The 13,072-nt window shown below is 48.9% G+C and carries 8 protein-coding genes; 6 read left to right on the forward strand and 2 right to left on the reverse strand.

Features of this window, described 5'->3' with window-relative positions; translation table 11 throughout:
- Window positions 1-7 precede the first annotated feature (7 nt).
- From ACJJI0_RS04360 to ACJJI0_RS04380, 5 genes are all read left to right on the forward strand, one after another.
- Window positions 8-2,296, forward strand: coding sequence for a class I SAM-dependent methyltransferase (locus ACJJI0_RS04360; RefSeq protein WP_444884825.1), 2,289 nt, complete (start codon window positions 8-10; stop codon window positions 2,294-2,296).
- Window positions 2,286-3,392, forward strand: coding sequence for a Gfo/Idh/MocA family oxidoreductase (locus tag ACJJI0_RS04365; RefSeq protein WP_444884826.1), 1,107 nt, complete (start codon window positions 2,286-2,288; stop codon window positions 3,390-3,392). Before ACJJI0_RS04360 ends, ACJJI0_RS04365 begins: the two co-directional genes overlap by 11 nt.
- 67 nt (window positions 3,393-3,459) lie before the next feature.
- Window positions 3,460-4,347 (forward strand): ABC transporter ATP-binding protein, encoded by an 888-nt coding sequence (locus ACJJI0_RS04370; RefSeq protein ID WP_444884827.1) that lies wholly within the window; start codon window positions 3,460-3,462, stop codon window positions 4,345-4,347.
- A complete protein-coding gene (locus ACJJI0_RS04375) occupies window positions 4,344-7,754 on the forward strand; it encodes an ABC transporter permease (RefSeq protein WP_444884828.1) in 3,411 nt (1,136 codons plus the stop codon). The genes ACJJI0_RS04370 and ACJJI0_RS04375 overlap by 4 nt, the downstream gene beginning before the upstream one ends.
- A gap of 25 nt (window positions 7,755-7,779) precedes the next feature.
- Entirely contained in the window at window positions 7,780-9,912 is a 2,133-nt protein-coding gene (locus ACJJI0_RS04380; protein WP_444884829.1) for a TonB-dependent receptor, read from the forward strand.
- Window positions 9,913-10,001: 89 nt separating this feature from the next.
- Here ACJJI0_RS04380 and ACJJI0_RS04385 read toward each other — a convergent pair whose 3' ends face one another.
- Window positions 10,002-10,685 carry a VOC family protein gene (locus ACJJI0_RS04385; protein WP_444884830.1) on the reverse strand — a complete coding sequence of 228 codons (684 nt, stop codon included), beginning with the start codon at window positions 10,683-10,685 and terminating at the stop codon, window positions 10,002-10,004.
- Window positions 10,686-10,838: 153 nt separating this feature from the next.
- Window positions 10,839-11,249, reverse strand: coding sequence for an Rrf2 family transcriptional regulator (locus tag ACJJI0_RS04390; protein WP_444884831.1), 411 nt, complete (start codon window positions 11,247-11,249; stop codon window positions 10,839-10,841).
- A 110-nt stretch (window positions 11,250-11,359) separates the two neighbouring features.
- On the opposite strand from ACJJI0_RS04390, the gene ACJJI0_RS04395 reads away from it, so the two are divergent.
- Window positions 11,360-12,259, forward strand: a complete 900-nt coding sequence (locus tag ACJJI0_RS04395; RefSeq protein ID WP_444884832.1) for an NAD(P)/FAD-dependent oxidoreductase — start codon at window positions 11,360-11,362, stop codon at window positions 12,257-12,259.
- The last annotated feature ends 813 nt before the right edge of the window (window positions 12,260-13,072 follow it).

The following is a 13,072-nucleotide window of genomic DNA, read 5'->3' on the forward strand; positions in this document are numbered from 1 at the left end:
AGCTGTAATGAAAAATGAAGTAATAACAGCGGAACTCTTAAGTGGATTAGAGCAGTTGGGAGAAGCGCCTGCATTATCCCTTGATGGTCATGAGTGGAGTGGTAACCAGGTACTGGCCTGGACAAAAGCTGTTGCAGAAAACCTGGGTGAGCAGTTGGATATTTTGCAAGGTAATGCACTGCTGTTACCTGCCAATAGTTGCGAAGAAGCAGTTCGACTGCTATTGCACTTGGTGGCGCTAAGGTTGGGGATCGGGTTTGAAACTGAACCCCCGGCTAATGCAGAGGTTGAGCTCTTTCAAGTACAAACCCCAGATTTATTGGAAGTCGTTCAAGAAGAACTTTCCCTGTTGTTAACACACAAGGGGCTGATAGAGGATGACACCACTGAAGCAAATTTCACACTGTATAAATCCCAACAAGAGTCGCTAAGGGCTCTTCAGGGCAGTGTAGGGGTATTTTCCCCTCTGAATAAGTTTACTCGATTTGCCATTCTTGCGGCATGGAGTAGTGGGCTTGCTGTCTATTTACAGTCGCCTGAAATCAATCCCGCAAAAGCACTGGTTGTTTTGGAGCGCTCGGGGTTTAGCGGAGTAATACTGCCGGCAACTTTATTAAAGGGATTGGTCGCACATCCCGCAATTGCCCTGACAAACCTGAAAAGTCTGCAATGCCTGTTATATGAAACCGAAGTATTGCTGCCACAACCCCTGTTGCAGAATGCTCGGCGCCTATTAGCCAGTGAGATAGCTGGTTGGGTCTGTAGCGAGACAGATATAGAACCTGTTGCAAAGGCGGAGCAGGCGTTAACCCAAAAGCTTGAGGCCATCACTGAGAGCGTTGCGAAACACCCCGCCGTCGCCAACTCTTTCACTGTGCCCCTAACCGGGGGCGACCGCTGGGCTGTGTTTGCACAAGCTAAGGTACAGGAGAAGATACAGGGCAAGCCTGGCATGCCCGATATGGCTGGGTTATTTGAAGGGATCAATACCGAGCTGGATACAGAATTTGCCCATATTGACTTGGAACATGCGGTAAAGGTTACCGAACAGCTTAACGCTACCGCTTTGCTCTCTATGTTGAATGCTTTTAGTCACCTGGGACTGTTTTGTGATCAGCACTCAGTACACAGTTTGGCAGAGCTACTCGAAACCCCACCGGTTGCTCAACAGCACCGAGCCTTGATTAAACGTTGGGTTAGGGTTTTACAGGAGCAACAGTTACTTAGTGCTGACGGTGACAGCTGGCGTGTCGAGGTTGATCCAGATAGCTACAGTGATACCGCTCTTGCCCAGGCCTGGGGTCAATTGGAACAGGATTGGCGAGCACTTTCTGGAGCGAGCAAAACGATCGATTACGCCCGCGCTAATGCGGAGCAATTACCAGATCTGATTGGAGGCAAAGTCCAGGCTGTGCACCTGTTGTTCCCCCGTGGTAGCACTGAGTTGGCGAGTGCGCTCTACCGGGAGGGTATAGCTGCCAGGTACCAACAGCGTGCAGTCAGCGCTTTATTGAAGTCCATTTTAAATAACTGGGAAGGGCAACCACAGCCCCTGAAAATTTTAGAGGTTGGTGCAGGCACTGGCGCGACAACCCAGGCTCTCTTGCCCGTGTTGGACGATGCCAGTGGCCATATTCAGTTTGATTACCAGTTCACGGATATCTCTGTGGCTTTTCTCGACAGCTTTTTCGCACAGCATGGTGATCAGGAGCAACGCCCCTGGTTGCGCCGTGGTTTGTTTGATATTGATCGTTCGTGGCGCAGCCAGGGATTTTCTCCCAATAGCTTCGACGTAATTATTGCCGGTGGTGTTTTTAATGCCGCCCATAACACAGATGCCTCCCTGCGAAGAGTGGCTGAGTTATTGCTCCCGGGAGGTTGGTTCATTATGACCGAGCCAACCAGTGAGGAGTTCTGGGTAATGGCTTCACAGGCATTTATGTTGGTTGATGCCGTCGACGAACGTACGGATTCCGGTGCAACATTTCTGTCACTTTCCCAGTGGCACAATGCCCTGGAGGCTGCCGGATTAGAGTTGGCTATGGATTTGCCGGTATCTGAACACCCCCTTTCCAGGCAGGGACATCGCTTCTTTGCCTGTAGAGCCAAACAAAATCAAATGCGCCTAACGGCAGATTGCCTGGCCGAATATATCGATCATTTTGATTCAGAAATCTTTATCCAGGTTTTGGACCAACTGCCTTTGACGCTTGAGGGGCAGGTAGACAACGCCCAGTTGCAGGAATGGGCCCAGTTCATGGACAGTCATCAGGGAGATTCGTCCTATGGGAATTGACAAGCGCAAGCGAGTTGTCGTTGCAGGGACAGGCTTTGGCCGTATTTATCTCGAAGCCCTGACTTCCTCCAGATTACCCGGTCGGGAATACTTTGAGTTGGCCGGATTACTGGCTCGGGGCAGTGATTTCTCCAGAAGTTGTGCCGAGCAATATGGGGTGCCGCTTTACACCGAGGCAGAACAAATCCCCGATGATGTCGACATAGTCTGTGTTGTTGTTCGTTCGGGGGCAACGGGGGGCGAGGGTTCTGAATTGGCCCAATCGCTACTCAAGCGGGGTATTCATGTATTGCAGGAGCACCCGGTCCACACTAAGGAAATTACTGCAAACCTGCTGGCGGCAAAGCAGGGAAATGCGGCTTACGCGGTTAATACGCTATATCCAAATTTGCGTCCTACCAGGCAATTTTTGGCGGCGGCCGAATATTTACGTCGGCACCAGTGCCTGGAAATGGTCGATGCGATCTGCAACAGCCAGATGGCCTATCCGCTGCTGGATGTCATTGGCCGCGCGGCAGGTGGCCTTCGCCCCTGGTCTTTTAGTGAGCCGGTACACGCTGAAGGACACCCTTTTCAAAGTTTATCGGCCACTCTTGGCGGAGTGCCCTTGACGTTGCGCATACAAAATCAGGTGCACCCACAGGACCCGGACAATCACTCCCTGTTACTGCATCGACTTGCCATAGGTAGTGAGGGGGGTGTTCTAACCCTGGCTGATACCCACGGCCCCGTGCTGTGGAATCCAAGACTGCATTCACCAAGGGATCAAACAGGCAGGCTGATACTGAGCGGTGAGGGTACCGAGCGATTGGCGGTTCCCAGCATGGTAACCCTGGGTGATACGGACATGCGCAGTTACCACGATATTTTTGCCCTCACCTGGCCTGAGGCCGTTATCCAGGCTCTGTATTCCCTGTGCGCCGATATTGCGCAACCCGAAAGACGCAGGCAGAGCGGCCAGTGGGCATTGAGTGTGTCGATGGCATGGAGTGATTTAACCGCGCGTATCGGTATGCCGGCATTAATCCAGCCCGGGGAGCCGGAGCCAGTATCAGTGCAGGCGCTTACCGATATTGTTAGCCAGGCTTGCGACTAAAAGGCAACGCAAATAGCAAAAAAAGTGATTACGGAATTTTTACTTATAAATGGGGTTAGGAGGAGAGATGCAAAAGCAATCAGGGTTGATCGTTGAAGGACTCTTTAAGACTTATAAAAACGGGGTGAAAGCGCTAAACGGTGTTGATTTGGAAGTTGGCCCCGGAATGTATGGGTTGCTCGGGCCGAATGGCGCTGGGAAAAGTAGTTTGATGCGCACATTGGCAACCCTGCAAACGCCAGATAGTGGTCGGATTATTCTCGATGGTGTGGATGTTCTGGCAAATCCGGATTTTATGCGTAGGAAATTGGGTTATTTACCGCAACATATTGGTGCTTACCCCGGGATTGCCGCGCGGACATTACTGGATCGTTTCGCCTGGCTTAAAGGTTTTACCCAAACGAGTGCTCGACGTCGGGAAGTGGATCGGCTTTTGGAGCAGGTTAATTTGGCCGATGTGGCCGATCGAGCTGTATCAACTTATTCCGGCGGCATGCTGCGTCGCTTTGGTATTGCTATTGCACTTATCGGTGAGCCGCGCCTAATCATTGTCGACGAACCCACAGCAGGCCTGGACCCCGCTGAGCGCAATCGTTTTCACTGTGTTTTGGCGGATGTCGCGGCGGATGCGATTGTATTGCTCTCCACCCATATCGTTGAAGATATCGAAAACCTGTGTCAGCGCCTGGCGATATTGGCCTCAGGGCGCATCGTCGTTGAGGGGACAGCCCCGGAAGTGACTGCTCCCCATAAAGACAAGATGTGGCAAGCACTGATTCCTCGGGGCGAGCAGTTACCGGAATCCCTGCACAATATTGCCAAGCCCGATGGCACCCAGGTAATCGTGCACGGTGATAAACCCGAAGACCCGCGCTTTACGGCCCATACCCCGCGCCTGGAAGATATTTATCACCTGGCGATTGAACAGGTAAAAGACCAGCGGGAGGCGGCATGAATAAGCTGGCGCTTATTGCCCATGAGGCAAAGCTGGAAATAAGGGCCGGTTTTAGCAGCGGCATTGTGGCATTGGCCTTTTGGGGCTTGGTGATTTACCTGCTATTGAATTTGGTGAACGCAGACTATATGCAAAAAATGGGGGCTACAGATATCCCCCGGAACTCGCCATCGCTCATTTACCTAATGGGTGCTGGGTGTATGTTCTTCCAGTTTTTTGCCTGGGCCTGGGTATTCTCACAGCCGATTCTGCGCGATCGCAAAGCCAGTTTGCACGAAGTCATTTATACAACCCCGAATTCCTTGAAGGTTATGCTTTGGGGGCGGTTTATTGGTGCAGCGGTTATAGGAGCCATATTAAGTGCATCGGCGCTGGTGGGCTTTTTATTCTCGCCGGTATTGGTCGGGATGGGCTTACTGCCTGAAGCGGCGATTGGCCCAGCCCCCTGGAAAGCCCTCGGCTTTGCATGGATCTGGCTGCAGATCCCCGCCAGCGTCGGTATCGGTGCTCTGTATTTTATTATGACGCTACGCACTCGAAGCCTGGCAGGTCCTTTTGGGCTCGCTGCGGCTCTGATGATGCTGTGGATGTTTGCTGTAATCGTGCTTCAGGGTGCAAGCATTAATCCGCAGCTGGCTGCGGTAATGGACCCTTCGCTGTTTACTTTTGTTTATACGGAAGTCACCTCCTGGACACCTTTGCAAAAATCCTCTTCTTTATTGCCCTTTACCCTGGGCTCGGTATTAAACCGGATTTTTTGGTGTCTTTTACCGCTACTCGCTCTAGCTGTCTACTTGAAATACCTGCGACGGGAGGACCTGGTTCTGGAAGGGTCTGCCAAACCTACTCGCGCTAAAGCCAGCAAAAAGACAGCTGCCAGTAAAGTAGTAAATCTCTCTCCATCGAAGCCGGATAGCGCATCACTTGGCCGCAGCCTGCGTCAATTAATGCTGGAAGCCCGTTGGAGGCTGCTCCATGTATGGGGTAGTCGGGCCTGGTGGGTTGGTGTGGCGATACTCGTCGTGATGGGGGTCGTCAGCTCTTTTACCCAAATTATCTGGCATGCCGAAGGGCCCATGGCACCGCGTTTGGAAATGCTGTTGCCACTCCTCAAGGATGTTATTTTTCTTGTGATTGCATTTGTGATCGCAGCGCTGACTGGCTTGGTATGCCGCAGGGATCAGGTGCCAGGGTTTGAGGATATGCTGGCTGCTACTCCAGCGCCGGATTATATGCGCCTGTTTGGTGTTGCCCTTACGGTATTTGCTATGACAGTGCTGTTGGCACTGCTACCGGGATTATCGGGCATCTTTGCCGTACTTCTTTCTGCACCAGCCTCTGTCGATATAGGCCAGGCATTTACCTACCAGTTGTTGATAGTGACAGCGCCGTTATTAGAGTTGTCGATGATGGTGCTCCTGGTGCATGCGCTATTCCGACATGCGGGCTTTGCCTACTCCATGTCAATGTTCGTGACTTTTATTTTGGTACTGAATCATGAGTTGGAGCTGGTGCATTACCCTCCCTATGAAGTGGGTATTACTGCACATATCCAACTGTCGGCCCTCAGTGGTTGGGAACCTTGGATCGGTTATTTGTTAGCGCTGGATGGATTCAAAGTTGCACTCGCCGTATTGATGGTCGGCCTGGCTGCGCTATGGATTCCAAGGGGATTGGATAGCCGCATGTCCCGGGGTTTTGCCCTGATACGCTCTCGCCTTATGGCTCCTCAGGGTGCCTTGGTGGCTTGTTCCGCTCTATTTCTTCTCGGTCTGGGTACTGTACTGGAAGACAAGTTGGTAGTGCAGGGAGGTTATCAATCACCGGAGCAACTGAAGCGGGAAGATGCAGCCTGGGAAGCATACTGGTTGCCGAAAGCTAGTGAGTTTGAAGTATCTGGCGGTGATCTGAAAATCAGTATCAACCCGGATAATCAGACAGTGGAAGCTGAGTGGCAATTGCTCCAAGTCCAGGTTGATGGACAGGGCCTGCATTTTGAATTGCCTCAGGGATTTGTCTTGGTGAACACTTTAGTGGATGGGCGTGAAGTAACGGCTGAACAACGCTACGACCATATGTCCCTGCCAATTTCAGGCTGCCCTGAGCCAGGTTGTAATATCAAACTATCGTGGCAACTGACTGCTCCCGGCTGGTCAGCTGAGGGGGAGCCCTCGGGGCTGACACCCAGCGGAGTCTGGTTACAAGCCAGTGATATTGTTCCGCGTCTAGGCATTGATCCCGAGCGTATTTTGCGGGTGCCAGCAGAGCGCGAAGCTCTGGGTTTAAGCCGTGAGTTCATCCTGCCAACCGCACAGCTTGCCACACCCCTTGAAGGCGCAGCCCCTTCGGGAGATTGGCGCTGGCAAGTTCGTATTAAAAGCGCTGACAAGCCTGTGTTCAGCGAGCAGGGGAGTACTAATGGTCCCTTGGATTTCGCCATTCAATGGGCACCTGATAAGGAACTTGCAGTATTCGATGGTTTTGAAATTCCCCATGATTCCAACCGCTCTAATATGGTCTCCGCCATTGCAAAAGATGTGGGCCAGATGCAGGCCTGCGTTAATGAGCGGCTGGGTACGGATATCGAAATTAAGAGAATTGCCCAGTGGCCAAGAGGGCTCGGCGAGACTCGCGCCAGCGGTACCTTACTGCAATTATCCGAAGGTCCTCACTGGGATATTGCCGATGAGGGCACAGGACGTTGGCTGAGGCGTGTTGATATTGCCCGTGCCTTGGCCCGTCAGCATCTAGTTGCCAAGTCGGATTTACGACGTATTGCTGGTTCTGCATGGTTAAGCGATGGAGTTTCGGGAGCGATAGGCCTGTTGTGTGTTGCAGAAATTGACGGTATCGAAGTGCTCGATGACGTTCTGGTTCGCTATTCCGACAAAACGACTAGAGATTTGGCAGGCAGCGAAATACCTGTTGAACGTTTAAGCACAGCGCCGATTTCTGGTTGGGCTCGCTACTACGCACCGGTGGCCGCACTGGATTGGACACTTCATCAAACTCCGGAATCCCTGTCTGCATTACTTGATGATATTCAGCAGCAGAAAAATATCGAGAGTGTGTTAAACGCCTATGTGGGCGTGACACGCACACAAAATATGCTCGGGGCTCCTCTTTCATCAGCTTTAACGGTCGAATATTTGGAAACAGGCCAGATACGCCTGGATGGGCAGCGTTGGCGCTGGGAGAAAGGCGGGTGGCAGCCGGTTACCGAAACTGCCAGTTACCGTTTGTTAGCCGATATCAACGAGCTGGATGCAGAGGTCATCAACGGAAATGCACTGATCGATCGTTTGCCTTCCGAAAAAGTATTGGCGCTAGATATCTGGCCATCTTATCAGCGGGACCCTGCACAGAATTTACTGGCTGAGAGTTCTGAAGTTTTGAATAACGATTAATTATAGGTAGAAAGGATATTAATTCATGCTCAGCTTAATCCGAGATAAAAAAGAACTCAGCAAACAGATTTCATTGCTATCCGCAACATTAATGTACGCCTCTGGAGCCTATTCTGCTGCGGAAAATGCTGCTTCTGAGAACGCGATGGAAGTTGTTGAAGTCACTGCACGGCATACAAAAGAGAAAGCCAAGGATATTCCCTTCAGTTTAAGTGTTATTGGTGAAGAGGAGATAAAAAACCGGCTGCATCTCAACGTTGAAGATGCTTTACGCAGTACCCCCGGAGTTGATGTCTACTCATCTAGTGGTGCGGTGGATGCAAATATCCGCATCCGTGGTGTTGGTTCACTCAATCAGGTAAACAAAGACGATGGCTCCGTCGTAGTTAATATTGATGGAGTATCTATGCCAGCAGGGAATGTATCTCTGGGGACCCTGGATATTGAACGCCTGGAAATATTGAAAGGTCCGCAAGGGACTTTGTTTGGGCGTAACAGTGAAGCTGGGGCGGTCAATATTACCACCCAGAAACCAACTGAGGAGTTTGAAGCATATGGCCGCATTGAGCTAGGTGAAGATAACCAGAGCCTTTATGAAACGGTGATCAGCGGCCCGTTCTCTGAATCACTCCGTGGTCGCTTGGCTGTGCGCCACACCAGTGAGGACCACTGGGTTGAAAATACCACTAATGGTGAGCCAATGACCGAGCCTGAAGATCTGGCATTCCGGGGAAGCTTGCTATGGGATTTGGGCCCGGAGACCTCTGCGCTGTTTATCGCAGAGAGACAGCACCAGGACGGCTTCTTGAACTTGCAGTTGTTGCAACCTTTTGGCGATGATCCAAGCAGTGAACATACCTTGGGGGCATTTGACGATAACGAGAAAACAGTTGAGCGTTTTTCCACAGAAATCAACCATCAACTGGGTAATAGTCAATTGACCTCAATCACCGCATTGGTTGACACAGATTTTAGTTACCTAACCGGTTACGACCCGGCGACTATGACAGCTGTCTTTGGCTTCCCGATGGAGTATCTTCGTGGCGATAGCCAGGATGAGCAAACGATCAGCCAGGATTTACGTTTGTCCTCGCTACCTGATGCATCGACTTTCTGGGTGATTGGAATCAACTTACACGATACCGAGAGAAGCTTTGACTCTGTTAATCTAGTGTCCTACGCCAACCAATACCGGGATTATGAAACTGATAGCCAGGCTATTTATGGTGAGACTACGCTTCCTATAACTGAAGCCATAAAATTAACAGCAGGATTACGTTACACCCAAGAGAGTAAGGACTACGCCGGTGAATACGCCAGTTATGGCACGAATGGGAGTTTTTATGTCTCCAAAGATCAAAGAACTTTGGATGATAACTATACAACAGGGCGATTGGCTCTCAACTACTCCCTCAGTGAATCTAGCAACCTGTACACAATGGCCGCACGAGGCTATAAATCCGGTGGCTTCAATGACTTTGCTACACAATCAGCTGATAGCTTGGCATACCGCCCAGCAACAGTTGACAGCATTGAAGTAGGTATCAAGTCTGAATCAGACAGCTTGAATATCAGCGGTGCGATATTCTTTAACTCAGTGGAAGATGACCATTTGCTCGGCTTTGATTTTGTTACTGCTTCATCGGCAGCGGTGAATGCGGATACGGAGACCTTTGGTGCAGAGATTGAAGCCGATTGGTTTATTACTGAGAGGTTCAGTATTGCCGGGGGCTTAAGCTTCCTTGATACAGAAATTACCAAAGATGTGTACGGCGTTTCCGGTGGTGATGTTATGGCGGGTAATGAAGTACCCGATGTGCCTAGCTGGAGTGCAAGTCTGGCATTAAATTACTACCAGCCACTACCAGACTTTATGGGTTTAAGTGCACCAGCTCTCAATACCAATCTAACAGTTCGCCATGTGGATGAGCGCCCGGCAGATGCACAAAATCATTTTAATCTGGATGCTTATGGTAAAGTGGATCTGCGCCTAGCACTGCAAACAGATTCTATGGAACTCTACCTGTTTGCCGATAACTTGCTGGATGAGCAGTATCAACTATACGGTTACACCAATGCGATATTTGCTCCTGACGCCAGAATAGGGGCGCCGGCAAAAGGGCGTCGCGCGGGAATTGGAGCACTTTATCGTCTGTAATGAGGTTATGACAGCTTAGTTAATAGCTGTTTTGTATAGCTCGATGGTTAGTGGATCAATCTCTTTACAAGATTGATCCACTAATTTGTTTAATTTGCAGGGGTTATTTTACTTCCATGCAATAGAGTAGGGTCCAAATTCTCTTTCAGCCCGCTAACTTCTATGCCTGTAACTTTAGTTGTGGGACCGGGTTTGATATTAAATATGTAATCTTGATCGGTTAAACGTCGCACTGATTGCCAGTCTTGCTCACTGACTTCCATATGTACTTTACTCAGACCAGTAGCACCATTTTTATGATTTTTTTTGGGGGGGTATTGAGGTGGGTTGTACGGACTCACTAAGAACGGCAGTCGCTCAGAGCGAGGATAAACAAAGCGGAAACTGGTTTTTTCTCCGTTTGGTTTAGTGCGTTGCCAGGGAATTACTCGCCCGGTTTGAACCCCTTCACGGTTCATTACTGAAAGATCATTATCAAAATCGTCACTGACTAAGGCAACATCACAAAAACCTTCTCCTTCTTGTGACCAACGTATCATCCTACGTCCCGCGCCTCGGCCGGCAAAGATATCAATAAGCCATTTGAAATAGTGGGCATTGGATGGAGATGTCAATAATTCAATAATAGCCCCTTCACTAAACCAAATATGGGCGTGCTGGGCGTTCTTTTCTTTTGTGGCGTAATCCACGGAAAAACCGAGCTGGCGGAAATCTCGTACGGCTTGATGAATATCCTTTACCCAGAGTAAAACGTGGCTACAGCGAGTTTTCATGATAATACCCGGAATTTTTAATTATCCAACGACTTTGTTAAAACTAAGATTTAAACGACAATACATAAATTACGCTTAGTTATCTCAGGTCAAACTTGAGCATATATGGTTTCTTAGGAATTAAAATCTATTTCTTTATGGGAGCGGAAAGGGTTAACGGTATATGTCCATAAGCGAACTAAGCGTAACTTCACCAAAACGTGCAAGTAAAATACTTTCTGCTTCATTCATTGCATCTTTTAGGGCCGTATTTACGGAATGTTCAATGATGCAGTCATCGTGTTCGTCGGTGAGGCCAATAGTAAAAACTGAGCTCTCACCCAAGGCTTTGTGAATATCAAGAAGGGTGATTTCATTTAAGGGTTTTATGAGCGACCAGCCGCCGTTGTGCCCTTTAATGGATCGCACATAGCCCTGATCACGCAAAAGCGCCATGGTCCTGCGGGCTACAACGGGGTTGGTAAGGAGCATAGCGGCCATCTTGTCTGAAGTAACAGGCTTGTCAGCCACGCTCAGATGGATAAGGACATGAAGTGCCCGGGATAGTCTGCTGTCTTTACGCATAAGTCACCTGTGTCTCAGGTCATGTAGCTTATCACGAAACTTTTGTTGTTACATTTGCCGTGCAGCCTTATACTTTTGTGTAACAATTAAAGTTACATGATAGTGGAGGGATGGATGTGGACGTGTTGATCATTGGGGGCAGTTTTGCCGGCTTGTCGGCGGCAATGCAACTTTCCCGGGGACGTCGCAAGGTTGCTGTGTTGGATGCGAATAAACCCCGAAACCGCTTTGCGAAAGCGTCTCATGGTATATTTTGTCTGGACGGTAAGACTCCCGCAGAGATTCGTACAACGGCATTATCTCAGTTGAGCTCCTATTCAAACTTTCAACTTATAGAGGGCACTGCGAATAGTGTTGAGATCCTGAACAAGGGGTTTGTTGTCAAGACACAAGGAAATACCACTTTTGAGGCGAAGAGGCTGATTCTTGCAACAGGCATTTCTGACCAGTTACCGAATATTCCCGGGGTGAAAAAGCGCTGGGGAAGAAGTGTGATTCACTGCCCTTACTGCCATGGTTATGAGTTGAGTGATCGCCCATTAGGTGTACTGGCAACCAGCGAACTCTCTTTCCATCAAGCAGCGATGATCCCCGATTGGGGGGCAACTACCTTATTCACCCAGGGGAAGTTTAGCCCTGGGGGGGAGATACTCGACCATTTACTAGTCCGTGGTGTGATTGTAGAGGAAGTCCCGATTATCCGCCTAGAGGGAGAAGGGAATAGTTTGAGTGGCGTTATCTTAGCGGATAAGCGCAGATTACCACTGGAGGGGCTTTACGTGAGCCCTAAATCTGAGATGACTTTGCCTTTTATAGATAAATTGAGTTTGGAGCTGGAGGACTCGTTTACAGGACGGATTGTGAAAGTAGACGAGTTTAAGGAAACCTCCGTTAAGGGAATATTTGCCGCGGGAGATTTATCCAACCCAATGCAAAGTGGAACCTTTGCTATTGCATCAGGCACCATGGCAGGGATTGGGGCTCATCGCTCACTGATATTTAACTGTTGATCTTTCTTCTGGTTACAACTTAGGTGATAAAGTTTTTAGATGCGGGCTTAAATGTTTGGCGTACTGATGAACACGTGAATATTGACGTGAATAGAAATGCTTAGAAGGAACTGTAAAGCATAAGTTATGACAAAGGGTTAGGTGCGGTAGTCGATTTTCCTATGGCAACACTAGGTTAGTTACCTATATTGTCCCTTGCTATTCATAAAGTTTAAAAGCTAGAGATAACCGGTACGTTATATTTTAATGTGGGGCACCTCTAAAAATTGTATTTTTTCAATTTTATCGCCTTTCAATTCCTATGACTCGGCGCTTACGTACGCCATAAAGGTAGTTTATAGCGGTGCTCTATCAGCGGTACATCTCATAAATGCATGAAAACACGTGTAGTGATTTGAAACGAAAAAATTTGAGTCGGCATAAAGTTACCACATTAGGCAGTACGATTGTTGGGGGGGTTCTTAGTGGTTAATTTTTCGGCAAGGAAGAATTTTTTATAATTTTGTGCAGCTTTTTGGTGGAGGTTTATCTAAATGGAAAAGGCCTTAGTCAGGATCTTATAGCTGCTGAGCTTGTCAGCATTGAAAGTATGCATGCTTAACTTACTTATAAATTTCCAGGTTTTATACCTTAAATAAAGCAGCTTATTAATGTGTGGCATTTTTTGTCCACACAGAAGCACTTACCCTTTGGTGTTATTCAAGATATCCATAAATATGTGCGAGATTTGGGTGTGTGGTTATTGATGATGGGAAAAGATGGGGGAATTTTTGTTGGTTATATTTAAGTCGCCAAAAGTATATTTCTGCAATT

Source organism: Microbulbifer mixtoriginis (SeqCode) (genome assembly GCF_052466695.1).